General features: G+C 37.6%; 22 protein-coding genes. 6 read left to right on the forward strand and 16 right to left on the reverse strand.

What is annotated here, in order from left to right; genetic code table 11:
* The first annotated feature begins 695 nt into the window (after positions 1-695).
* Positions 696-2,684, forward strand: coding sequence for a methyl-accepting chemotaxis protein (locus ACIQZG_RS00725; protein ID WP_402753242.1), 1,989 nt, complete (start codon positions 696-698; stop codon positions 2,682-2,684).
* A 242-nt stretch (positions 2,685-2,926) separates the two neighbouring features.
* Here the strand turns inward: ACIQZG_RS00725 and hpaB are convergent, their stop codons facing one another.
* The 3 genes from hpaB to recD2 all read right to left on the reverse strand — a co-directional run bounded on the left by hpaB (position 2,927) and on the right by recD2 (position 8,805).
* A complete protein-coding gene (gene hpaB, locus ACIQZG_RS00730) occupies positions 2,927-4,354 on the reverse strand; it encodes a 4-hydroxyphenylacetate 3-monooxygenase, oxygenase component (protein WP_402753243.1) in 1,428 nt (475 codons plus the stop codon).
* Positions 4,355-4,489: 135 nt separating this feature from the next.
* Positions 4,490-6,196: a polysaccharide deacetylase family protein gene (locus ACIQZG_RS00735; protein WP_402753244.1), complete on the reverse strand. Its 1,707-nt coding sequence runs from the start codon at positions 6,194-6,196 to the stop codon at positions 4,490-4,492.
* A gap of 167 nt (positions 6,197-6,363) precedes the next feature.
* The gene (gene recD2 / locus ACIQZG_RS00740; protein ID WP_402753245.1) at positions 6,364-8,805 is read right to left on the reverse strand and encodes an SF1B family DNA helicase RecD2; all 2,442 of its coding nucleotides are present in this window, start codon (positions 8,803-8,805) and stop codon (positions 6,364-6,366) included.
* 194 nt (positions 8,806-8,999) lie between these two features.
* On the opposite strand from recD2, the gene hisA reads away from it, so the two are divergent.
* From hisA to ACIQZG_RS00760, 4 genes are all read left to right on the forward strand, one after another.
* Positions 9,000-9,767 carry a phosphoribosylformimino-5-aminoimidazole carboxamide ribotide isomerase gene (gene hisA, locus ACIQZG_RS00745; protein ID WP_402753246.1) on the forward strand — a complete coding sequence of 256 codons (768 nt, stop codon included), beginning with the start codon at positions 9,000-9,002 and terminating at the stop codon, positions 9,765-9,767.
* Positions 9,764-10,051 carry a hypothetical protein gene (locus ACIQZG_RS00750; protein ID WP_402753247.1) on the forward strand — a complete coding sequence of 96 codons (288 nt, stop codon included), beginning with the start codon at positions 9,764-9,766 and terminating at the stop codon, positions 10,049-10,051. Before hisA ends, ACIQZG_RS00750 begins: the two co-directional genes overlap by 4 nt.
* 126 nt (positions 10,052-10,177) lie before the next feature.
* Positions 10,178-10,891 (forward strand): GTP pyrophosphokinase, encoded by a 714-nt coding sequence (locus ACIQZG_RS00755; RefSeq protein ID WP_402753248.1) that lies wholly within the window; start codon positions 10,178-10,180, stop codon positions 10,889-10,891.
* Positions 10,892-10,936: 45 nt separating this feature from the next.
* The gene (locus ACIQZG_RS00760) at positions 10,937-11,602 is read left to right on the forward strand and encodes a DedA family protein (RefSeq protein ID WP_402753249.1); all 666 of its coding nucleotides are present in this window, start codon (positions 10,937-10,939) and stop codon (positions 11,600-11,602) included.
* An 18-nt stretch (positions 11,603-11,620) separates the two neighbouring features.
* Here the strand turns inward: ACIQZG_RS00760 and ACIQZG_RS00765 are convergent, their stop codons facing one another.
* Genes ACIQZG_RS00765 through cymR form a run of 4 tightly spaced genes read right to left on the reverse strand, consistent with a single transcriptional unit; the run spans position 11,621 to position 15,082 of the window.
* Positions 11,621-12,280, reverse strand: coding sequence for a tetratricopeptide repeat protein (locus ACIQZG_RS00765; protein WP_402753250.1), 660 nt, complete (start codon positions 12,278-12,280; stop codon positions 11,621-11,623).
* A gap of 51 nt (positions 12,281-12,331) precedes the next feature.
* On the reverse strand, positions 12,332-13,456 hold the full coding sequence (gene mnmA / locus ACIQZG_RS00770) for a tRNA 2-thiouridine(34) synthase MnmA (protein WP_402753251.1): 1,125 nt from the start codon (positions 13,454-13,456) through the stop codon (positions 12,332-12,334).
* Between the two features lie 20 nt (positions 13,457-13,476).
* Positions 13,477-14,622, reverse strand: coding sequence for a cysteine desulfurase family protein (locus ACIQZG_RS00775; RefSeq protein ID WP_402753252.1), 1,146 nt, complete (start codon positions 14,620-14,622; stop codon positions 13,477-13,479).
* A 40-nt stretch (positions 14,623-14,662) separates the two neighbouring features.
* A complete protein-coding gene (cymR, locus tag ACIQZG_RS00780) occupies positions 14,663-15,082 on the reverse strand; it encodes a cysteine metabolism transcriptional regulator CymR (RefSeq protein ID WP_340823491.1) in 420 nt (139 codons plus the stop codon).
* A 135-nt stretch (positions 15,083-15,217) separates the two neighbouring features.
* On the opposite strand from cymR, the gene ACIQZG_RS00785 reads away from it, so the two are divergent.
* Positions 15,218-16,510, forward strand: a complete 1,293-nt coding sequence (locus tag ACIQZG_RS00785; protein ID WP_402753253.1) for a replication-associated recombination protein A — start codon at positions 15,218-15,220, stop codon at positions 16,508-16,510.
* Between the two features lie 213 nt (positions 16,511-16,723).
* Here ACIQZG_RS00785 and ACIQZG_RS00790 read toward each other — a convergent pair whose 3' ends face one another.
* The 9 genes from ACIQZG_RS00790 to ACIQZG_RS00830 all read right to left on the reverse strand — a co-directional run bounded on the left by ACIQZG_RS00790 (position 16,724) and on the right by ACIQZG_RS00830 (position 26,043).
* Positions 16,724-18,880: a methyl-accepting chemotaxis protein gene (locus ACIQZG_RS00790; RefSeq protein ID WP_402753590.1), complete on the reverse strand. Its 2,157-nt coding sequence runs from the start codon at positions 18,878-18,880 to the stop codon at positions 16,724-16,726.
* 164 nt (positions 18,881-19,044) lie between these two features.
* Positions 19,045-19,758 carry a hypothetical protein gene (locus tag ACIQZG_RS00795; RefSeq protein WP_402753254.1) on the reverse strand — a complete coding sequence of 238 codons (714 nt, stop codon included), beginning with the start codon at positions 19,756-19,758 and terminating at the stop codon, positions 19,045-19,047.
* Positions 19,759-19,980: 222 nt separating this feature from the next.
* On the reverse strand, positions 19,981-20,496 hold the full coding sequence (locus tag ACIQZG_RS00800; protein ID WP_402753255.1) for a hypothetical protein: 516 nt from the start codon (positions 20,494-20,496) through the stop codon (positions 19,981-19,983).
* A 226-nt stretch (positions 20,497-20,722) separates the two neighbouring features.
* On the reverse strand, positions 20,723-21,109 hold the full coding sequence (locus tag ACIQZG_RS00805; protein WP_402753256.1) for a hypothetical protein: 387 nt from the start codon (positions 21,107-21,109) through the stop codon (positions 20,723-20,725).
* A gap of 241 nt (positions 21,110-21,350) precedes the next feature.
* On the reverse strand, positions 21,351-22,052 hold the full coding sequence (locus tag ACIQZG_RS00810; RefSeq protein ID WP_402753257.1) for a glucosamine-6-phosphate deaminase: 702 nt from the start codon (positions 22,050-22,052) through the stop codon (positions 21,351-21,353).
* A 56-nt stretch (positions 22,053-22,108) separates the two neighbouring features.
* Positions 22,109-23,098, reverse strand: coding sequence for an N-acetylglucosamine kinase (locus ACIQZG_RS00815; protein WP_402753258.1), 990 nt, complete (start codon positions 23,096-23,098; stop codon positions 22,109-22,111).
* Between the two features lie 118 nt (positions 23,099-23,216).
* On the reverse strand, positions 23,217-24,299 hold the full coding sequence (locus ACIQZG_RS00820) for a DUF871 domain-containing protein (protein WP_402753259.1): 1,083 nt from the start codon (positions 24,297-24,299) through the stop codon (positions 23,217-23,219).
* 24 nt (positions 24,300-24,323) lie between these two features.
* Positions 24,324-25,595 carry a PTS sugar transporter subunit IIC gene (locus ACIQZG_RS00825; RefSeq protein ID WP_402753260.1) on the reverse strand — a complete coding sequence of 424 codons (1,272 nt, stop codon included), beginning with the start codon at positions 25,593-25,595 and terminating at the stop codon, positions 24,324-24,326.
* A gap of 130 nt (positions 25,596-25,725) precedes the next feature.
* Complete coding sequence (locus ACIQZG_RS00830; RefSeq protein WP_402753261.1) at positions 25,726-26,043, reverse strand: PTS lactose/cellobiose transporter subunit IIA; 318 nt, start codon at positions 26,041-26,043, stop codon at positions 25,726-25,728.
* Positions 26,044-26,051 lie beyond the last annotated feature (8 nt).

Genomic DNA, 26,051 nt, shown 5'->3' on the forward strand with positions numbered 1-26,051 from the left:
TCCTCTACATACGTAATATCTGTAAATATTTTCAAATGAAAGTTTCCAATCTTTATTCTCATAATTCATAGAATTTTAGTTCACGCTTTTAACTTAAGAAAGTTTGAAGTACAGCACTTGGGACGAAGTTTTAGAATACTTAAATTACCAATGGTTAAAACATAAAATAAGGTTCGTCAAATATAAATAGGTCCACGACAATTGCAAATAATCAGGAGGAAATAAACTTGACATAAATCCGAAATTGGAACAAAAAGAAAACTTATCTAGTTACCGTTTACCCTTATGACTGTAGTAAAACGCAGACATTTCTTTGTCATCTTCATAGCCGATTTCCCAAAAGGAATGGTTCATCCATGTTTTGCATTGTGAACTATAGCTATTATCCAACCGATGAATTGCTTATGAAAAGTCTACAAAAATGTTGATTGACAAAATAATTGCTGTTTTTGCCGATGAAAAACAACAAAAATAATATTTACAATCACTGGTGTTCATAAATTGTAATCAAGCATAACCAAATCCGTCCATCAAGGATTTCTTTCACAATGATATATGCAACACTTATAATTTCCCCTAAGCAGATATCGATAATGTAAATGTTCTCAAAATATACATTTTTTATCATTATAAATTAGTTATACTTAAAATAGTATCTCGCTATAACGATACGATATTGCAAGGAGAGGATAAATATGCACAAACAAAAACACATCACTACAATGACAATTGGTAAAAAATTAGGCTTAACTTTTTTCTTTGCACTAATCATCCCCAGCCTATTAATTGCTATTACGTCATATTCGGTCGCAAAAAATGAAATTAACGACACAATGCATTCAAGTGCCTTACAAAATGTTGCAATCGTCGATGAATTCATCAACAAACATATTGAACCGATTGTCGACGATGTAACTTACTTTGGTAAAACACTAACTAATGCAACCATCGCGCACGATGACCGCGCAGCTTTACTACAAGGCATGCAGCAACATTTTGATACGAGTAAAGGACTTGTCTCCTCGTTCATCGGAACTGGAAATGGCGAAATGATACAGTACCCTGACCTCGGTTTATCTGGTAAAAAGGATTTTGACCCACGTACACGCGAATGGTACATGCAAGCTATTGAGGCCAATGGAGAGGTTGTTATTTCTGATCCACACCAATCCGCTTCAACAGGTGACTGGGTTGTGACAATTTCTAAAAAAATCGACAATGCAGACGGTGTTTTTGCCGTCAATCTTAAAATGGAAGAGCTAGCAAATTTAATTGGTACAATACATATTGGAAATGAAGGCTATGCATTTTTAATAAGTCGTAATCAATCAATTATTTCACACCCAACTTTTGAAGTTGGTGCAGATATTTCTGAACAACCTTGGGCACAAGCTATGCTGGAAGACGAAAGCGACTTTATTAGCTACACATTAGATAATGAAGATAAGCAAATGTTCGTGCAAAAAAATATCTTAACGGGCTGGCAAATCGGTGGAGCGATGACAGAAAGTGAAGTAGTTAATGCGACAAAACCTATTTTCATTTCCACATTAATTGTTGTATGCATTTCTATAACATTATTTGGAGTAATTTTATATGTAATAATCCGCGCAATTACACGCTCACTAGGCTCTATGATTAACGCAGCTACAACAATGAGTGCAGGTGATTTACGTGCGAAAGTGGAAAGTAAGAAAAAAGATGAAATCGGCGTTCTCGGAAAAGCCTTTCAAAAAATGAGCGATTCACTGCGTAATGTACTATCGCATATTCATGAAAAATCAACTTCACTACTTGCTTCCTCGGAGGAATTAAGTGCAATCACAGATGAAAACTCACGTGCTACAGAGCGAGTATCACAGGCTGCCATCACTGTTTCAGAAGGCATCGACAAGCAAACTGCCAAATTAGTGGCAAGCTTTGATACACTGGAACAAGTTTCTGATGACATTCATCAAATTTACGAAAATACAAATGCTTTAACGCAAAAAGCTGAAAAAGCGGAAGCAACAGCCGATATCGGTCAAAATGTCGTAGCGTCCACCCAGCTACAAATGCAAACGATTGAGGGTAAAATTAACGAATTATCAGAGGACATCACAACGGTGAATACGTATGTCAACGAAATCGATGAAATTTTAACAGTTATTACATCTATTTCTGAACAAACGAATTTACTTGCACTAAATGCAGCTATCGAAGCGGCACGTGCGGGTGAACATGGAAAAGGCTTCGCAGTCGTAGCAGATGAAGTTCGTAAGCTAGCCGAACAAACGAACCAATCCTCTTCACAAGTTCGTCAAATCATTACGGCAATTCAACGTGAGGCGTCAAAACTAGCAACATCCATGAGTACAAGCCATAGTGAAGTTTCAAAAGGATTACAGATGTTCACACAAACAGAAGAGAATTTTCATGAAATGAAAACATTCATTGAAGAAATTACCGACCAGCTCCAAGACGTATTACAAAAATCAAAAATGATTTCTGCGAATAGCCATCAAGTAGTGGAAGATATGAAAGTGGTGGAAGACATTTCACTTGCTTCAAAAGATGAAGTAGAAGCAATGGCAAATGCAACGGTTAAACAAGCATCTGCTATGCAAGAAATCGCTGCGACTGCTGAAGCTCTAGAGAAATACGCAGAAGAATTACAAGCAGAAGTACGTACGTTTACGCTATAAAAGTAAAATGAGCAGGAGAAATTGATATTGATTTCTCTTGCTTTTTATCACTTCTTTCTTACTAGTTTCTGTTCTCGAAAATATAGACTGTGTATATGCTCAAAATCTGTCGCATATCTAGCTTCTCACATATATAAGACTACGCTAAAGATGATTCGTTACAAAATACAAAAAATAACTTGCAAAAATACACGATTTTACAAGTTATTCCTCGTATTTATTAACAACGGAACTCATTAGGACTATCGCAAAAAATCCTCCACTCGCTTCACAAGATGCTCTCTGCTATAAGATTGATATAGGATACTCGATAAACGCACCGGGTCACCGAAGAAATATCGTTCATACAATGTTTGCCGTGTACCGAAGCTGCTCATCGTTAAATCCCAAGCGAGCCTGAACTTTTTCACCCGCTCCTCGCCGCCGTCACGAGCCGACTGTAAGTACTGTTCGAGATCACCTTCATCTTCTTGAAAAGCCTTCTCAGTTGGAATCGACATTAAACCACTCGCACCGAGTAGTTGAATAATTTCTGTAAAAGTCGGATACACTTTCGGGAAAATTTGAATGGCTACTTGAAGCGTTGGATGATCAGGTCTCAAATATCCGAAATTATCTCTCTTCGCCTCTTCCTCTGATTTTAAGAGTAGTGCTTTCATGGTTTCTAAAGCCACAATCACTTCAACAACCTTTTGCTGAACATGCAGATATTCTCCAATGTTAATGGTATCAACAATCGATTGCACAACACCTAAAACGAACTCTGTCTTAGCAATTTGGCGGGACAATACTTGGTGTAGTGAAAACGATTGGAAGCCACTTATATTCATAAACTGATTAGCCACTTCTAAATTTTCGTAGTAAAACACCCGCTCCCACGGTACAACTACATCATCAAACACAACAATTGCATCCATTTCTTCAAAACGAGCGCTTAATGGATGGTCAAATGTCGATGGTCCACCAACAAAAGATTGCCTACAAAGAAATTTTAAACCTTCTGTATCACTTGGAATCGAGAAGGCAAAACCTTTTCCTTCATCATAGCCATTTGTCGATATTACAAGCAATTCATCGGTAATCCCACCTTGTGTGGCAAGCAATCTCGCCCCTTTAATAACTAATCCCTTACTCGTTTTACCTACTATTTTTGCCGCAATCGTCTTTTCCTCATCTTCATAGTAAAGCTTGTGCCGATTTACTTGTGGCTCTATAAACGTATGTGTCATCGTTAGATCATTTTCTCGTGCATGTTCATAGAAATTAAGTAAATGCTCTGGAAAACAATTAGGCTTACCTTTCAAAAATTCAGCTGCTGACGCAAGTGCCATCAATGTTGTGTTCATATAATCTGGGCTTCGCCCCATGAAACCATGCGTCGACAATGCCCATTCGCGTGCAGCATGTCTTCTTTTCACTAAATCTTCCTTCGTCAATGGTTGTAAAAATGACATGCCAACTTGTTCACCGCTCGTTGGCGACAAATACGTCATCATGCCTTGCTGTGTATCACCATGTTGTAAATCAAAAAGCATTGCCTGACTTTGCACAACTCCTTTAAACGCAGGATGATCCGACACTTTTCCTTTTATAACTTCCCCATCTAATGAAATATAGGTCTTTAAGGCATCAATACGTTCAATATACTGCTTTCCTGTTATTGCTGGCATATACACACCTCCCAAACTTTACCGTTTATTTAATTCTCAATTAATATATGACCTCCCGTAAAAATTCGTTCCACCCATAGACGAGCTCCAAACCAAAAAAATCCATTCCAGTCATCGTGACGGAATGGATTTTCGTTATTGCGCGTAAGGCGAAACCATTTTTTGGTATTGAGCAAAGGTTGTTTTCTGATCACTGGATAATCGCTTAATTTGATAAATATCGTCAAACGGATTATTGTAGCCAAGCTTTGTTGAAAAGGCCATCGTAAAGCCCGCTTCTCTGGCTGCATAAATGATATTGGTATTATATTGTCCAAATGGATAAGCAAGTGCTTTTGCTTCTGGAATAATCGCTAAACTTCTCTTTAAGTCCTGCACCACTTCACCATAAGGAACTAATAGCATTTTCCCTGTTCGCCCAATTATATCATGCAAATTATATGTGTGTGATTCGTACGAAAATACATCACGCATATTGTTTATATCTTGTATTGAAAGTGACTGTAAATCAGTATAGTCGAACCGTTGCTCTTCTGGCGAATACTCATTACGATACGTAATTAGAAACTGTGTCGCCTGGAAGCCATGTTTTTTCAAAATTGGATATGCATACTCACGTGTTGATAATAAGCCATCATCAAATGTAAGAACAATAGAATACGCTGGTAATGTAATTTCATTACGCATAAATTGCTGTAATTCATAAATACTTACAGTTTCATATTTTTTACTTTTTAAATATTGCATCTCATTTGCAAATTGTACGTCGGTCATCGTTGTACTTACATTTGTGAATCGACCCAACTCATGCTTTTTCAATAAATGATGGTACATTAATACAGGTACACCACGATCCAACGCAATTTTCGAGCTATGAATATAGCCTTCTCGACCGCCAATTGTCGTAACATACCAACTGCCATCCTTACGCAAAATCGGATAACGACGATTCAGATCAAGCTTCGCAAACGGAATTAACTTCCCTGCTGAATTATCATAAATTTCAATATTCCCAGAAATAGGGATGAAGTATTCGTTTTTGACCGCACTATCTTTACCTACATTTTTATAAGAAGGCGTATTTACAAACTTCACTTTTGATTTTTCAATATTTACGAACGTTTTTCCCCAGCTAACTTTAACATACGTAGGGTCTTCCGCATTTTCGACCTGCAGTTGTTGCCCCTTTAACAGAGTAGCAATTACCATAGCCTTATTTTCACGACGGAAATCATATAGTTCAGCGTTTTCCTTTGCCTCTATAAAGCCATTAGGGCTACTCTGTACAGGTGGAGTAGTTGGTTTATTTTGTACAGGCGGTGCTGTTGGCCTATCCGTTGTATCCTCATTCTTCTCCTCCTCTACAAAATTTTTATGTACAAACCCTAATCGACTGTTTACAGCAATTCCATACCAGTCGCCACTTTTACTATATATCGGGTACTTCACTCCTTCTGACAATGTTGCAAATTGAACAAGCTTACTTCCCGTATTGTCGAAAATCGGCGTTACGCCAGTTGCCGTAATGTGATTAGTTACGTTGACCGCCAATTTTATATCATTTTTATACGTCTTTGCAGATACGATAGTTGTGTAACGCTTATTCACAAAGGCATCAAAATTACCCCAACGTATTTGCCACCAATTGGCACCATAATCTTTTTTCACAACAAAAGTTTGTCCCGCAGATAGGGTTCCGACTTGGATAAGTGAACCCGAGCGATTATCATAAACCACTGTCTCCTCGTTGGTTTGTATAACCGTGCCACTAGCCTGTGCTTTTAACGTAAATGGTAACAACGTTAAGAACACCAATACTAATGCAATACACTTCAATCTCACTTTTATTCACCTCATACTATTAATTTCCAAATTATAACATGAATAGTTCATCACCAAAACTCTAGATTGCTAAGTTGCAGCATATAGAATCTTCAATTTCATCAAGAAAAGAATACAGTATTCTTTTCTAGTCACGATGATGAACTACCTACTTAAAAAAAACAATTTCATTTTGTTTCGTCCATAAAATCATAGGGAGAAACTCCATCCATCCCAATCATCGGATGAATATGTGGCATGGTCTCTACAGTTAGATGCAGATTCAGCACACTTTCTTCTTCATGGATTATTTCAACAACTGATTGTGTATCCACCACTTCCAAAACATCCTCAGGTATATCCATCGGATTTAAACGTGCACGAAGTGATGTAAAACGTTGCAAATCATCCGCACGCTGTAAACCATTTGCTAACACCTCAGGCTCACCACATAAAATCAAGAAATTTTTTGCACGCGTAATACCTGTATATAGTAAATTGCGCCTTAGCATTTTGGAGTAGCCTCGTACAACTGGCATAATCACAGTTGGGAATTCAGAACCCTGCGACTTATGAATGGAACAGCAGTAAGCAAGTGTTATCTGATTTAAGTCACTACGTTGATACGTAACTTCAATACCATCAAATGACACTACGAGTAAATCTTGTTTTTCAACCGTTTCCTTTGCCTTAATAATACTAATGACTTCACCCATATCACCGTTAAACACATTGCTCTCCGGCTGGTTGACGAGCTGCAAAACCTTATCTTTAATGCGGTAGATTACGTCGCCGAAAACCAGCTCTTTTCTCGTTCCTGTATCATTTGGATTTACGAGCTCTTGTATCATCTTATTTAAATTATCAATCCCAGCCGGTCCTTTGTACATCGGTGCAAGCACTTGAATATTACGAATTTCTTGTCCCTTCGCTACAGCACTTTGCACAACCTGTGTCACAACACTCGCTACTTGCTCAGAGGATGCTTTAATAAACGAACGATCAGATGTTTTTGCTGTTAGGTTTTGTGGAATTGTTCCACGTTTGATTTGGTGGGCCAGTTCTATTATTGTGGAACCTTCCGCCTGTCGATATACATCTGTCAGTTCAACTGTCGGAATTTGTTTAGAGGCCAGTAAATCTTTTAATACTTGTCCTGGTCCAACTGGAGGCAATTGATCTTGGTCACCCACGAATACTACTTGTACATCTTCGTGCAATGATTTTAATAATTGGTGGGCAAGCCACGTATCGACCATAGACATTTCATCAACAATTATGAGTTTTCCAGTTACTTCGCGCTCGGTTTCTTCTTCCTTTTCCTGCCCTGTAAAGCCTAGTAAACGGTGAATCGTCATCGCAGGAAGCTCTGTTGATTCTGCTAAACGTTTAGCTGCCCGTCCAGTCGGGGCACATAAAATAATTGGGAATGGCTCTTCTTTTTGCGCATATTCTTTTGGGTTGAGTGACAATCCGTGTAATTTTGCATACACTTCAACGACTCCGCGTACAACTGTCGTTTTCCCTGTTCCTGGTCCTCCTGTTAAAATCATGACAGCTGAATTGAGTGCTTGCTCAATCGCACGTGCTTGCGTTTCTGCGTATGTGACTTTTAAAAATTCTTCTGTCTCACCAATGGCCTTACGAATCTCATCTTTACTAAAATGTGTCGCTTTTTCATTGCGCTCAATCAAGCCCAAAATTTTAGAGGCAATGCCTACCTCTGAAAAGTAGAGGGAAGGCAAATACAATCGTGTTTCCTCACCACAAATTTTACTTTCTTCACGCATCTCAATACAGGCCTTTGAAATCACCTCAAATGGAATATCCTCTCTTTGGCTTTGTTCCAGCATGGCCTTCACTTGAGGCAACACATGCTCCGCATCCAAATATACATGTCCATCCGATAAAGCAGCCGTATTTAAAACATGAAAGACAGCTGCTTTTATGCGGTCAGGGTGATTACCAGTAATTCCAAGCTTTGCACCTAGCTCATCCGCACGGAAAAAACCGACTCCTTCAATATCTTCAATCAGTCGATACGGGTTTTCCGTTAATAGTTGAATCGCTTCTGTACGATACATTTGGTAAATCTTCATGCCTAGCTGCGGACCAAAACCCCATTCATTTAGTTGAATCATTACACGTTCTAGCCCTAAATTTTGTTCAATCGTATTACGAATTACTTCTTTTTTTTCTGTCGATAAACGCGGCACAACATCCAGCGCACTTGGGTCTTCTAAAATTAGACGAAGTGCATTTGCACCAAGCTTTTCAACAATCGTTTCAGCCGTTTTCTTGCCAATCCCAACAAATAAATCACTCGATAAATAGTGCACGATGCCCTGCTCTGTGGCTGGTACTTCCTTAGAAAACGTTTCAATTTGAAACTGCACGCCATATTTCGGATGTTGCTTAAGTACGCCAGTAAAGCGATACTGCTCATCCATTTGCAATGGCGGGAAATATCCTACAATAATAATCTCTTTATCTTCATATTGTAAATTTGTCTCTTGAATTTTCACGCGTACAATTGAATACATATTTTGTGTATTATGAAAAATTGACACGATGGGACGGCCGAGTATAAAAAGCTTGTTCAGCTCAAATAAATCTAGATTTTCTGTCATCATCGGTTCGTCCTTTCTCATTCATCATCAATCTTTTTATTTTACCACAGCATGCCATAAAAATTCGATTAACAATGGAAATACATCAAATTATTTAACATTATTTTGACAATTAACAATACTTAGCAATTTATAACTTTAACATGTTATGATAAAGACTACGGCGCTTGAACATAGGAAGGATCGTGAAATAATTGGAATTTAGACCTTGCATCGACTTACACGATGGCAAAGTAAAACAGATTGTCGGAAGTACACTTGGCCATACTGATCAAAAAATTATTGAAAATTTCATTTCTGAATATGACTCTAGCTATTATGCAAAAATGTTTGCCCAAGATAAATTAACAGGTGGTCACGTCATCATGCTAGGTAGTGGAAACGAAGAAGTAGCACTTTCTGCTTTAAGTACATACCCTGGAGGTTTACAGGTAGGTGGTGGCATTACCGCAGATAATGCAAAAAAATATATTGATGCTGGGGCGTCACACGTGATCGTAACTTCGTACATTTTCCATGATGGTATTCTAGATACCGAGCGCCTCGAGAAACTGGTAACAGCAGTCGGTAAAAAGCATCTTGTAATCGATTTAAGCTGTCGTATGCGTGACGGGAAATGGTTTGTCGTAACAGATAAATGGACAAAATTCAGTGATTTTGAAGTAAACGCTGAATCAATTGCCTATATCGAACGTTTTTGTGATGAACTACTTATCCATGCCGTAGACGTCGAAGGTAAAAAAGGTGGCATGCAAGAAACGTTAGTACGTGATTTAGCAGAGTGGACAACGATTCCAACGACTTATGCAGGCGGTGTACGTTCCCTTACAGATTTAGAGAAATTCAAGAAAATAACAGCTGGTAAACTCCACGTCACGATCGGTAGCGCGCTTTCTATTTTCGGTGGTGATTTAAGTTATTCAGATGTTGTAAAATATTGTACAAAGGATGAAGTAAAGTGAAATTAATATACAAAGATTACGTTTTCCCATTTCAAGAAACAAATTTAGAACGCATTATTGACGGTAAATATTTTAAAGTGAATACACTAGACGACTCACTATCACTCCAAATACAACTAGATAACGAGCAAATGTTACTAGAATTCTCGAAATCTCTAAAAGCAACTTGTGGCTTATTACGCGACCAAGAAACTGAGCCCTATATCGGTACATATATAGATTTAAAAGTGTTTGTCGATGAATTTAATAAACGTTACAACTTAAACGCCGAAATCATTGCGTAAGAGAAAACCTATTCTTCTATTTAGAGGAATAGGTTTTTTTATGGAGTGGTTATTTTTATTTCAGGAAGATTTTTGATATTCTTAACTGAAGTATGACTATATGTAGCAGAAAGGATACTAGGACATATGAAAAGTGAAACTGAACTAACTACCTTTAAATCATTTCATACCGATATAAAACGTTTCTTTTTAGCTTATAAATTTGCATTGAGTGAAGTTGAGACAAAAATAAATATTTTAAAAGAAGAATTCAAAATGATTCACGACTACAATCCGATAGAGCACGTTTCCACACGTGTTAAATCAGCAAAGAGCATTTTACAAAAAGTACAGAAAAAGAACCTTCCGCCCACAATCGAAGCTATTCGTGAAAACATACGTGATATTGCAGGCGTGCGTATAACATGTTCATTCGTAGAAGATATTTATAAAGTAAGTGAAATGCTCCACAATCAATGTGATATTGAAGTTGTAGAAGTAAAGGACTATATCGCTGAACCGAAAGAAAACGGTTATCAAAGTTTACATCTTATCATCAAAATTCCTATCTATATGTCAGATCGCATGGACAAAATTTATACAGAAGTTCAAATCCGAACGATTGCTATGGACTTTTGGGCAAGCTTAGAGCATAAAATTTACTATAAGTATAATAAAGATGTGCCCGATTATATCCGCAATGAATTAAAAGACGCTGCCCTTCAAGCAGCAGAACTAGATCGTAAAATGGAAAGACTTAATAAAGAAATAAATATTTTAAAAGAACATGAAACGGAGCCTTCATCTTTCGGTGAAACACCTATAGTCGACTTAGCAAAATATTTAGTACGCACTAAGTAGTATTACTCATTAAAAAAGTAGACCAGAAAGGAATTTCCCCCAACTATGCAAGAAGCCTTCACCTTTTTAAAATCAATCGATACCGAATTGTATCGATATATTGAACAATATGGCCTTGTGATGTATATTGTTTTGTTTTTTATTGTTTATGCGAAAACTGCCTTTGTCGTATTAACATTTTTACCTGGAGACTCTACGGTCTTTGCCAGCGGTACGATTGCTGCTATCGGCCATTTAAATGTTTGGGTACTCTTTTTAATATTTTTCTTAGCCACGGTGATTGGCGATGCACAAAATTATACAATCGGTGTGATGATAAGACGAGCAAAAACAAATTCTGGACGATTTTCATTATTGAAATACATTCCAGAAAAGACGATAACGAAAGCCACAAATTTTTTAGAAAGCTATGGTAAAATCGCTATCACATTCTCTCGCTTTGTACCTCTAATGCGTACAACTGTACCATTAGTCAGCGGCTTCACTTCTTATAAATTCCGAGACTTTGTGATAAATAATTGTATCGGAGCACTTATTTGGACAGTCGTTTGGCTATTTACAGGTTTAGCACTTGGAAATATTCCGGTAGTAGCAGACAATCTATTTATATCCCTAATTTTAATTTCGTTTACAGGCCTTATCCCTGCGATTGTTGCCTTTATTGTTGAGTATATAAAAAAATACGCAAAAAAAACTCGTCAACTTCAGTAGCTTGACGAGTTTTTTTCTTTAGTTAAAACGTTGTGCGATCATATCGTAAATGTAACGCGCTTGATCGTATTCAGGTTGTAATGTAAATGCTTGCTTTAAGTGATACATTGCATCTTCTGTATTTTCGGTAGACACCGCAAATAATACACCTAAATTATAATGTGCATCTGCATTATTCCAATCCTGCTCAATGATGAAGTCTAATTCCTTTTTCCCTTCATCGAACATTTCTAGCGCACATAGTACGATTGCATAAGCTAAACGAATTTGCATATCTTCTGGTGCTAATTCTGCAGCACGTTGTAAATATGGTAAAGCAAGCTTTGGATTTTCTAGCTTTTCAAAGCATTTGCCCATCATATAATAAACATCTGCACCTTCAATTTTGTGCTGAACTGCCAATTCATACAACTTTACCGCTTCTGCGTAACGCTCAACATTGTAATATAAATTCGCTAAACCATAGTACGCAGTTGCTGCTGTTTCATCAACCGTAATCGCCTTTTGGAAGAAACGCTCTGCACGTTCCGTATCTTCTAATACCGCTAATAGATTACCAAAGTTCACGTAACCAATCGCATTTTCTGGCTCTGCTTCAATAGCTTGTGTAAAAAATTGTGCCGCATCCTCATAGCGTTTTTCTTGAAAAGCCAAAATACCTTGTTCATTAAAATCCATATTTCTCACCTCTACGTAGCGAAAGACTGCCTAAGCAGTCTCATCACAAATTCATCCTACATACGTTAATTTTTCGTTATTTTTGAAAACTTCATCAATAGTGCCGCCACCTAAACACACTTCACCGTCATATAAAACGACTGCTTGTCCAGGTGTAATTGCACGTACTGGCTCAGCAAATGTAATATGCGTACGGCCATCCTCTAAAATTTCCACCTCAACTGGTGTGTCCGTTTGACGGTAGCGGAATTTCGCTGTACACGAAAATTTCCCGGGCAATTTTTTTGTCGAAGTATAGCTCATTTTCACAGCAGTTAGTGACGTAGAGTATACTGCATCATTGTGGAAGCCTTGACCAACAAGTAGTACATTACGTGCTAAGTCTTTTCCAAGCACAAACCAAGGCTCACCGTCTCCACCAATACCAAGTCCGTGACGTTGACCAAGCGTGTAATACATTAGCCCGTCATGTTGTCCCATCACTACCCCGTCCATTGTTTCCATTTTGCCGGGTTGCGCTGGTAAGTATTGACTTAGGAACTCTTTGAAGTTACGTTCACCAATGAAGCAAATTCCTGTCGAATCTTTCTTCTTCGCTGTCGCAAGCCCAGCTTCTTCAGCAATTTTACGTACTTCTTTTTTCTCAATATCACCGATTGGGAACATCACATGTTTTAGTTGTTCCTGTGATAATTGATTGAGGAAATATGTTTGGTCTTTATTTTCATCGACACCTCGAAGCATCAATACTTCATCATCACCACTACGGTCAATACGTGCATAGTGACCTGTTGCTAGATAGTCTGCACCAAGACTCATCGCATGTTCTAGGAAAGCCTTAAACTTAATTTCCTTATTACACATAACGTCTGGATTTGGTGTACGTCCTGCTTTATATTCTTCTAAAAAGTATGTGAAAACTTTATCCCAGTATTGCTTTTCAAAATTAACCGCATAGTATGGGATACCGATTTGGTTACATACTTTAATCACATCATCATAGTCTTCTGTAGCCGTACAAACTCCGTTTTCGTCTGTATCATCCCAGTTTTTCATAAAAATCCCGATTACTTCATAGCCTTGTTGTTTTAACAGGTATGCAGCAACCGAAGAATCTACCCCACCTGACATGCCGACAACGACACGTATTTGCGAAGGGTCTCTTGTTTCTTTCATTAAGGTCACCTTTTCTTTTATTAATTCACCAGTCTTTTCACAATAGCTGCTGTTTTTTCTGCAGCTAATCGTACATCTTCTTCCGTTAAGCCTTGACCGAAGCTAAAGCGGATCGAATTACGTAATTCTTCTGCTCCTTGCCCAAACATTGCCACTAAAACATGTGAGGGATCAATCGAACCTGCTGTACATGCTGAGCCACTTGAGGCACAAACTCCCGCCATATCAAGATTTACTAAAAACGATTCGACTTCCATCCCAGCAAAGCTAACATTAAATACATGTGGTAGCATGTTTTGTGTATCACCATTCACATGAAAAGTAAGTGCATTTTGTGTAAAAACGTCAAGCATAATTTGCTTAAAGCGATTGTACAATGCTCGCTTTTCTTCACGCAACTCACTTGCATTATTCACCGCAGTTGCAAAACCAAGTACAGCAGGTACATTTTCAGTTCCTGCACGACGTTTTTTCTCTTGAGCACCACCATATGCATAACTTGCTAAAGGAGTACCTACCTTCTGATACAAGAAGCCAATGCCTTTTGGACCATTTATCTTATGTGCTGACACACTTAATAAATCAACTTGCAAATTTGCTACATCAATATTTTCCACACCATATGCTTGTACAGCATCAGTATGGAACGTCGCTTTATGAGCACGTAAAACTTCTCCAATTTCAGCAATTGGTTGAATCGTACCTACCTCATTGTTGCCAGACATAATTGATACTAAAATCGTATCATCACGAAGTGCATTTTTTACCGCTTCAACCGAAACCCGACCTTTAACATCCACTGGTAAATATGTGACATCAAAGCCTTCTCGTTCAAGTTTTTCACAGCAATGTAACACTGCGTGATGCTCGATTTGTGTTGTAATGATATGTTTGCCTTCAGCTGCAAGTGCATATGCCGTACCAAAAATAGCTGTATTATCAGCCTCAGTGCCACCACTTGTTAAAATAATTTCACCAGCTTTTGCACCTATCGATTGTGCTAATAAATCGCGTGCATCGTCTATATACTTACGTGCTTCTCGACCTGCCCCGTGAACACTCGACGCATTGCCGTATATTTCACGCATCGCGACCGTCATCGTATCAATCACCTTATCATTCATCGGTGAAGTCGCAGCATGATCAAGATATATAAATGAACTCATTTTTATTGCTCCTTTAAAAATCAAATACAACTTAATCTACTTAAATGTAGAACATATAACCGTCAGTTGCATTTTCTTCTGTATATTGCGCAAGATCTTCTATTGTTGTCGTGTCTAAAACATTTTTTACGGCATCGCGAATACGTAACCACAATTCACGTTGAGGTGCTTCCTCATTTTCGATTCCTTCTACGGGTTGAATCGGACCTTCTAGCACACTGATGACATTCGCAGCTGAAATTTCACTTGGTGGATTCGCCAACATATATCCACCATATGCACCGCGGACGCTTTTCACTAAACCAGAATTGCGTAATGGCGATACTAATTGCTCTAAATATGCTTCCGAAAGTTCTTTTTCTGCTGCTATTTTACGCAGTGGAATTGGTCCCTCACCATAATGTTTTGCCAATTCAATCATTATCGTCAGCCCATAACGGCCCTTTGTAGAAATTTTCATTTTATCACCCTCAATTAGTCTAGTCAAAATACTAAAAACAGTATATCATAATATCCTCTCGTAGAACTCGGAAATACTCCTCTAAGTATATGATATAATACCAATTAGAACAAATGTACGAAAGGAGGATTTCTTTTGCATAACGAACCACTTGCTTATCGTATGCGTCCGCGCACTCTTGATGAAATCGTGGGTCAACAAGATTTCATCGGCCGCGAAACAGCACTTTATAAAATGATTCAAAACGGTCATGTACCATCTATGCTTTTATTTGGCGAGCCTGGAATCGGGAAAACATCGATTGCCAATGCCATTGCAGGAAGCTCAAAACTCCCATTTTTCTCGCTAAACGCCACTCGAGCTGGCAAAAAAGACGTCGAAGATATTGTACAAGAAGCAAGAATCGTTGGAAAAGTCATTCTTTTTTTAGATGAAATCCACCGTTTTAACAAACTACAACAAGATACTCTTTTACCACACGTCGAAAATGGCTCGATAGTACTGATTGGTGCAACAACTGAAAACCCATATCATGATGTCAATCCCGCGATTCGTTCACGTTGTGGAGAAATTCATCAACTAACACGACTAACAACAGCTAATTTAGTGGAACTTATCGAAAAGGCATTAGCCGATGAAAAGCGAGGACTCGGTAAATACAATTTTGCACTCACAGATGAGCAAATCGCTCGCATTGCTAACGCTGCAAACGGCGATGCTCGAAAGGCACTTACGTTACTCGAATCCATTTACTATGCAAGCGACGAAGTCAATGGACAAACTATTGCAGCTGATCATGTCATTGAACACCTAATCGGTCGCATTGGTGTATACGGTGATAAAAACGGCTCTCATTTCTATAACTTATTGTCAGCACTGCAAAAATCAGTACGTGGTAGTGATACAAATGCAGCCCTATTCTATTTAGCACATTTACTTGAAATAGGTGACTTAGTCGCAGTCAGTCGCCGTTTACTAGTAATGGCCTATGAGGACGTTGGTCTCGCCAATCCCGAAGTCGGTCCGCATATGCTCGCGGCAGTACAAGCAGCTGAACGACTCGGCTTACCAGAAGCACGTATTCCTCTCGCAAGCGCAGTCATTGAAATGTGCCTTGCGTCTAAGTCAAACTCAGCTATTCTGGCCATCGATGCTGCAATTGCAAGCATTCATGAAGGGAAAACAGGCGATATTCCACTTCATTTACGAGATGCCCATTATTCTGGCGCTAAGGAATTAGGTCACGTCGGCTACAAATATCCACACAATACGCCGATTGGTACATTCGGTGGCTGGGTGGACCAGCAATATTTACCCGACTCATTAATAGGAACAGAATTTTATAAACCCGTCATCGCTGGCGAAGAAAAACGCATGGCAGGCATTTACGAAAAGTTAAAAGCCTTTCATACACAAACGAAAAAATAACAATAAAAGTATATTGTCCATAGAAATCGCATGAATAAATCGTACTTAGAGAAGTTACCTAAAGTAAAAGCATACGTTCTTTCTCTTGGGAGCGGAGTGGAAGGCGAGGACTCTTAGGCGCTCAAGGCTCTCCCCCTGGAATATAAACGTTTATAAAAAATTATTGTTGTAATTATTTATCTGCCAAGGGCGTATAATCGTATACTATTTCACTTAAAATTTTGATACAGCATGTGCTAGTGTGCCAATCACTAGTGAAGCGCGCTCCGTGTCAAAACGTGCACGCTGAATTTGTGCTATCATTTCCTCTGTTGACTGCGAAACAATGTTCACGACGCGTACGTTTTGCTCACTGCTTGCGGCAATACTTTGAATAATATCTTTCATTTGCTCCGTCTCATAATTTTGCGAAGCATTATTTGACATCTTCATAAGGACCGCATGAACATCCCGAATAAAACTTGCACCTTGCTCCACTTCCGAACTACTTACCCCTATGGATTGTTGAATGCGTGCAGAGCTATTCTCAATTAACTGTAAAGTTGTTTGAATTCCCTCAGTTGCTTTTTTTGTTTGAGTAGATAATTTCCGAATTTCATCGGCTACAACTGCAAAATCCTTACCATGCTCTCCTGCTCTTGCCGCTTCAATCGATGCATTTAAAGCTAACAAATTTGTTTGCTCAGCAATGGCATTGATGGATAACACAACACTTCCAATACTATCAGAAGCATGTTGAAACGTTGAGGTAAGTTGTAATGTATCTTGGACTTTCCCAACTATCCTTGTCATGTTAGTATTGATGCCAGCTATTTGTTGCTGCGCCACATGTAGTTGGTCTGCCGAACCAGCTTCCATCGCAAGCATTTTCTCTTGAATTTCTTCAATTTGCGCCATCGCCTGCTGTACATCATATAGCTGTTGCTGAATAGCCGTATGCATCTCCTTCATTTGTACTAATACGAGCGTCGAATCTTCTTCTACCTGTATTGTACGCTCACGTAATACGCGGTTCGTAACCTCAACATCAATAGATGAACTCTGTACCTTCGCTAATAAACTACCTTGACTATCTACAAAATTATTTAAGGCACGCCCCATATCCCCAGTTTCATCACGCGTAAGCATGTCCTGTGGTGTACGTATTGTTAAGTCGCCCGCACCTTCTGCAATTCTCTGGACCATTTTCGTCATATTTTCTAGTTGGAGTGTAATTGGTGCTAACCGACGTTTTAAGAAGTACCATGCTCCTGCTGCTCCGTAAACAACATTAATGCAGAGTATAAGAAAATTCGGTAAATAGAGCGCTGATAACAGTTGGAACAATAAAATATTCATCATCATAAGAGCTAAAAAACTACTTGCTAACTTAAAGCTAATCGAGCGTTCATTATACACTTCATCTAAATCAGCCTCACACATCATACCCCACCGATCTGGTGAATGCGGTAATTGAAAAAGGACACCACTTCCAACGACTGGTATATGACGGTAATCTGCATAACCTGGGAAGTTCACATACACATTATGACCCTTAACAATTGTTCTTGAGATGCCTGAATGTAATTTTTTTGTTGCAGGATTTAAAAAAGTGAGCTCAAACTCTGTGTGACGAGATACTTTAACTACTCCCCACTGTTTCGTCTCAATTCCTGTTTTCAGGTTATCACCGAGCGCAAATGTGCTATCCTCAAATCGACTACGAGAAAGCGCAACGCCTTGCTCAATTGAAGGGTCAAAAATTGATTTTGCCATAAATAAATAATTATCTCCTGATTTCGGAAAAACATGACCTGCCTCACGTTGAATTAAATCACCAAGAACATCATTTGGCACTCGCGCCGCTAATATACTTTGCAAATTGCCATCCTTTAAAACTGGTTGTAAAAACAACAATGTTACAGCATCATGAAATCGAGAGGACTTTGCACCTATTTTTTCAGTTAAGGGATCAATAAATGGCCCGTATAATAAAGGTTCTTTTGTTTGTACAACTTGGTTAATTGCCTTATTATACATAGGGTCATTCAACACACTATAATGCCTACCGATATGCGAAGAAAAACTAGAGGCTAAAACTTCCGCTTCGCCACTGACTAAAAATAACTCTGTAAAATAGCTACTTTTCCCCTTCGATTCTGTCAAAAAAGCATCTAATTTACACTGTTCCGTTTGTACAATAACTTTTACGCGATTTTCCAAGGACAACCATCGATCCCTTGTCCAACTTTGCAATAAATCGACTCGCGTTTTCGCGATACCTTCGAACATTTCCTGTTTCGTTTGAGCAGTTCTCTTATTTAACCGATAATTCCACCATAAACGATATCTCTCTTTAAAAGGTAACCAACTAAAGACACCCACAAGCATCACTCCAATTCAATGTTATATCATCTAACACAAATTATTATTTAATCCAAAATAATACTTACCAATAATAAATAATGATAACATATATAACATGAGAAAAGATTAAGTGTCAGAAAATTTTAAAAACAAAAAAACAGGATTGACTGTTTTTACAATCATCCTGTTTACTCTATTTTATTAGTCACATAGCGCTTTTCGTAAAATGTATTTAAAACTTCTGCAACGTTCCGCATAGATGGCAAAGCAGTAGTCTTCACGCCACTTTTTATGCTTGCTTCTTCATGTAAATACTCAATCAAATTATATGTTTGAAACAATAAACTTGAAAACTCTTGCGGATTATTTTGTACTTCTAAACGTATAGATTTCACAATCAATGCTTGTGCAATAGTTTTTTCCCTTGATATTGTTAAATGATTATCTTCTCCCCTATAATTCTCTTCGGCTGGAAACAATATCTTCATACTATCGCAAATCTGTTCATTGTCTTGGAATTTTTCTTTCAACCATTTTATTACAAATTGCATATAAATAATTGCGTAAAGCAAGGACAGACATTCATCTCCTCGAGATTTATCAGCCAAACGTTTAAAATGATCCCCTTTTAATACTAATTCAAATAGTATTAAACGTATTGGATATAGCATTGCATGTTCACTATTAATAATTAACTTATCACTATCTTTATATAGCGATAGCCAAATGTCTCTTACTAATGAAATGGATTTTCTCGATGATAGCGCTAATCGACATTCTACTAATTTAAATTCCACTACTGGTTGTATAAGTTGCTGAAATAAAAGTACATCCTGATCATTTATTATTAGCAAAGGTTCTTCTAATTGTTTAAGATTAATATTGATTCTATTTACAAACACACCGACGCCCCCTCAGTGATTTACACTCCTTCATCTTTATGACGACTATTCCTATCTAATTTTAATGAAAAATAACAGCCATCTTCCCTTGACTATACGCAGAAGCAAATGGTTTAAACACCTCTGAAAATTATATAAATATAGGAAAATTCATTCTATTTATATAGATAATATAAAACCATCATGAACACAATCCGTCATGATGGTTTATTTAAAAGACACTTAATCTATTTCAAGATAAACAAACTGTTTAAAGTATTGCAAACATTGTTTCACTGTACCCTTTTGTTTTAAAACTTCTTCACGTAATAAAGTCGTTTTGATCTCATCGTCGCTAATTTCTGCATGGAGAGATAAAATTGCTGTTAAAAACTCTTCATTTTCTTCTTGCTCTATATTCGGTAAAGTACGAGCAGCTGCTTCTAGCAATTTCTCTACTTTTTCTGGTGTTTTTTGCAGCTCATTAGAAGCGTAATAGGTAGCAGTTGCTAAGAAATAACAAAGCTTTGCACTACAATCAATAAATAAATACCAATACGTATTCGCTGGCGGTATTTCGCCATCATGCCCATCGATAAAGTCTTTATAAAATGTAGTCACTTGCGTGTATATTTGATTTAAATCTCTCATCGCTTTTCTATAATTATCCGACGTATCAATATTATCAAACACAATGCTATTTACTTTTTCTTGTAATTTCACAATATCTAAGTGCTCACGTATTACTTGAATTTCCATCTCTCCACTCTCCCATGTTTCCATTTGTTTTTACAAAACGCCATTCCTGCTTTCCCCTATAGCATTCCTGTATATCCCAAACAAAAAATGACCTGATGTCTCTATCTTTTGGAATTATTCAAATTATAGCAATAAACTAAAAGAAGTGGTGTTCTCATGAAAAAAATAAGGCAATTCCGTGAATTAATAGCATTTTCTGGACGTGAGCTCGTTTGACATGGTAGATTTATACTCTTTGTATGTAGTAATCAAACAGCGACTGTTCCTTTTTAACATCAACTATTTCCATAATGCAACCATCTACATACTTTCTTATTCTTTTATTAGGGACATAAAAATAGACATTGTTTTTCACAAGCCAATTACTCAATGTGAAATCACCAGTGGAATCCTGCGCGATTAAAATATGTTTATGGCGAAGAATATCTGCCATTTTATAAAAATTCTCAGATAACTCATAAGCGGAAACATCAAAATTAAAAATCGGCACAACGACTTCCCCTGGGTCAAAAATATGTAATGTTTGCTGTGCTTCATCAATGGCTAATTCAACCGTACTAATTTCATCAAATATATTTAACCCCCGATATTCCATTTGATAAATTTGCTCCATAGGAACGCCCCCTCTTTTTTGACGTTCCTATTGTAACATAAGAAGACCATAAAAAAAGACATGCAATCGAGGTAAATTATGCATGCCTTTTTTCTCCATTTAACCTTTTATTCTCGTAATTTCGATCTACAAAAAATTGTATTAATGCCCCAACTTACTAGATAGTCATGATTTTATTAATGTGAAAATATAAACGAAAAATAGTTGGAAGAACAAAATGACCTTACTAAAACTAAACTGTTCACTTAGACAAATCCAAATCTGTTAAAACAATAACATTCGGATGTTGTTGTAAGCACGTTACAGGGATATCTTCTGTTACTTCACCATATACTAGAGCTTCTAGAGCAGCACGTTTCTTCTCTCCTACCGCTATAAGAACAATGCACTTAGCACGTAAAATAGAAGCAATCCCCATTGTAATCGCCTCTTTTGGCACCTCGTCAATAGAATCGAAAAATCTAGCATTCGCTTTTCTTGTTGACTCAGTAAGCTTTACAACATGTGTTTCACTCGTAAAAGCTGTCCCAGGTTCATTGAAGCCAATATGTCCATTTTCCCCTATACCTAAAAGTTGAAAATCTAATGTTAAGGATTTTAATAAATTTTCATAATTCTGTGCTTCTTCTTGCACATTATTTGCCTCACCATTTGGTAAATAGGATTGTTTAAATGGTTTTGCATCAAAAAGCTGCGTATTCATAAAGGATCTGTAGCTCTCAGGATGAGATTGTGCAATCCCTACATATTCATCTAAATTTACACTTATACAATTTGAAAAATCTAAATCACTTTGTCTAATTTTTTCATAAAGCGGCAGCATTGTTCCACCTGTCGCCAATCCAAACGTATTTGCTCCATTATTTAATTGTTCTGTTATCAATTCAACAGCACGATTATACAAACTATCTAACTCATTTATTACTTCTAACTTAACGACCATTTTTTGCACCTCATATTTTTATTATTTTAAGTTGTTCTTCTAAACTTAAGAAATAACTATTTTATATGCGTCTGAAATTGTGCGTAGCTTTCGTGAAATACTTCTGCAAAATTATCCGCAATCACTATATCCATCGCTCTTAAACCACCTACCACTGCACCACCGATTGGTTCCATTAAAGTTGGTAGGAATTTAAAAGGGAGTTTTTGAGCAATTGCTAATTGCTTGAGCCTTTCAATGAATAATGGAGTATTCGAAAATACACCACCTGCTAATACAACAGGTACAGCTTCCTCATCCCATGTCAATTTTGTATAACACGTGTTAATGGCATGTAAAAACTTCGAGCTTGCTTCGTCCAAAATAGCATTTGCTACAGGATCCCCAACTTGAGCTGCTTGTGTAACATAAATACTAAGTGGGGAAATATTTGCTCGTGGATGTCCTTCATTATAGACACATTCAATAAGTTGGGGCACATTTTCTACGTTGAAATGCTGACATAGATTCCTTGCAAGTATCGTTTCTGCAGCTCTACCATCGTAAGCCTGGAACACAGCCTTTAATGCTTGCACGCCCAAATCATAGCCACTACCCTCATCGTCAAACAAATAGCCCCAACCACCAACTCTCAAAAATGAGTGTTGCTTATCATACCCCATCGTTATCGCACCTGTGCCAGCGATTTGCACAATGCCTTCTTGTCCAAGCGTACCTGAATAAAGTGCAATTAAAGCATCATTCTCCACGACTATCTTTACATCTTTTCCAAGATACTCTCGCATTATTTCCTCGGTAAACGCTTCAAAACTTTTTTCTTTTACGCCTGACAAACCAGCAAAACAAATTTTTACTGCCTCAAACGCTTGCTCATTTTGCAATTGTAGTTCTTGCATAATAGAACGGATTGTATGTTCAAATTGTTGCTTACCGATAGCTGTAGGATTACTTCGTTTCGTTATTAATTTCGCATAGACATTGCCATTTTCGTCACTAATAACTGCGGTTGTCTTTGTTCCACCACCGTCTATTGCTAATACATACATTACATCAACCCCCTTTTTTAATATTGATTTATCCTTTACGTTTAGTTTTATCGTATCAAAAAAATAAAGGGATTGAGCAAACGATCATATACTCAATCCCTTTTTAAAATCGTTCACATCACTTTGTAAAACCAAACGACTCCCACGGCTGAATTTGGTGTAGTAAGAATCGTTCTTCAGGAACCACTTTTGCTACTACATTCGTACTACCAGAATTCGGAATCTCTTTCAGTACTACTTGAAGTTCACCTTTATAGCGAACATCCAAATCGTTATCAATCGTGACATCCCCAACCTCCAAATCATTTGTATCATGCGCTGGGAATTGTTCATTTTTATATTTCACTCGTGATTGTGTACTTCGAATGACGTATTCAGATACATCACCACGGTTAAAATGCGGTTCATCAAAGATAATATTTTTTTCTAAAGCACTTGTTTGTTCAGTTGTTACAACCCTTAACTCTAGCTTATTACGATTTAATCTGCCTAATGCTTGCAATTCTTCTTCCGAAGCATACATATTACCGATAATTAAATCATCGATTAACCCCGTATGCCATAAATCTTTTGCTTGTACAGTAATTGGGAGATGGCGATGCTCTTCTAGTGTTGGTAAGCCATGTGGGGTCTCCTCCCAAGGTCCAAACTTCGCGTGCTGAGAAGAAATCATTGCAGCTGTACGAATATGATTGTCTTTGAATAATTTAGATGCATTTAAGAAATGACTACGTGAAATCCCCGTATATAGTCTTGGGTAAAAATTATGACAACCAATTATATTCTCTCGGTTCGGTTGGTAGGACAATATGTTTTCCACATACTTAGTACCATTACTAATGTTTAACTCTACTTTCAAATCACATGGATTTAGTGACATGAACGCCTCTTCTTGACCAGAGAATCCCATGTCCAAGCGTAAAGCCGCTAGATGATATTGCTGTTTAATTTGAGCAATATCTCTATACGTTAGACCTAGATCTTCAAATACTTGTGGTGCGATGTCAGCAGAAATATCAAATCCGAGCTGCTTCGCAAATTTATTGATTTGTTGTAGTTTATTTCTTTCTTCATCATTTTTCATTGACATTAAGCAAGTGAATATTCTATCAAACCCATTTTCATGCGCTAGCTGAATGTAACTTTTCATTTCCTCCAAAGTACTATGTTGAGGATAAATTGATATTCCTAATCTTCTCATTTGTATACCTCCACTGACATTCCTTTATTCTTGTGATTCAGCATCTTTTGCTTTCGCAGCGCGGTTAGCCATTGCAATGAACGGTAGGTAAATACATACCGCTACAACAATTAACACTATACTAAGTACAGCGCCCCGCCATGATTGTGTTACTAAGAATCCATTAATAATTGGCGGTGTCGTCCAAGGTGCTGCAATTGTTGCTGCTGGAACTAAGCCCATTTTTGTTGCAAAATAAGCAATTGTAACATTGACCATTGGTGCTAAGATGAATGGTACAAATAAAATTGGATTTAATACTACTGGTAAACCGAATAGCAATGGTTCATTGATGTTGAAAAGACTTGGTGCAGCGGATATTTTACCTACTGTACTATATTGTTTATTCTTCCTTCCTAATATGAAAATTGCTATTACAAGAGAAATTGTTACACCCGCTCCCCCTATGCTTACAAAAGTATCAAGGAATGGTTTGTTAATAATATATGGTGCTGTTTTACCAGCCTCCATCGCAGCTACGTTCGCTTCGATAGCAGGGAGGTTAATTGTTTGTAAGAATGGTTCAACAATATTGGCACCGTGTACACCTAACGTCCATAAGAATGGTGTAATAAATGCTAATAATAATCCGGCAGCCCATGAATTTGTTAAGCCCATAAATGGTTCTTGAATTAAGGCATAGAATGACTCTACAATTTCTGTAACACCGAAACCTGCAGAAATGATTGTACGAACTAATGCAACTGAACCAATTGTAATGATCGCTGGTAATAATGCAGCAAATGACTTAGCAACTGCTGGCGGAACACCATCTGGCATTTTAATCAAAAGTTTACTATTTCCTGCAAGTCTACAAAATATTTCAGTAGCTATTAACGAAACAATGATTGCAACGAATATCCCGCCTGTTCCAGATGTTAACCCTGAAATACCACCTGCACCAAAAGTACCGAATGTCATATAAGAAGCAAGGCCAATTACCCCTGCAGATAAACCGTCTTTCCCATAACCTTTCGCTAGATTATAAGCAATTGTAAACGCTAACAAAAGTGAGATGATTCCAAATGTTGCGTTCCACATGTTTCCGCCCCATTGAGTCCAAGTTTCATGTTCCCAAATCGAATCAAGAGCATTTTGATAAAATTTTATAGGTAAGTTATTGACCAGCACTGCAAATGAACCAACAATTGTTAATGGCATAAGTGCTATAAATCCATCGCGAATTGCGACTAAGTGACGCTGGTTTCCTATTCTTCCGGCAACAGGCACAAACTTTTCTTCCAGAAATTTAAACATCACATACCCTCTCCTTTTGTAGTAAATTTAAGTCACATTTGAATAAGGATTTTTTCTCATATTTCACAGTAGAATCTGATATCTTCTCTTATTTCACATCAGATCCTACTGTAATTCTTTCATGAATAATTTACTTATTAATTCTTTCATACAAGTCAATCATTTCATTCGCCATGTCGCGGAAAGTGATTGAATTCATTAAATGATCTTGCGCGTGTATCAGTAGAAGGGATACTTCAATCTTTTCCCCTCTAGCCTCTTGTGTCAGTAAAGCAGTCTGAGAATGATGTGCTTCTACTAATGATTGATTAGCTGCTTCCATCTTTTCTCGTGCTCCACTAATGTCTCCTGCTTTCGCCATTTGAATAGCTTCCATGCAGTCGCTTTTAGTGTTACCACTATGCAAAATTAATCCCATAATTGATTGCATTAATGCTTCTTGTTCCATAATTTTAT

The sequence above is a fragment of the Lysinibacillus sp. NPDC096418 genome (assembly GCF_044762775.1).
In the GTDB taxonomy this organism is placed as follows: Bacteria; Bacillota; Bacilli; order Bacillales_A; family Planococcaceae; genus Lysinibacillus.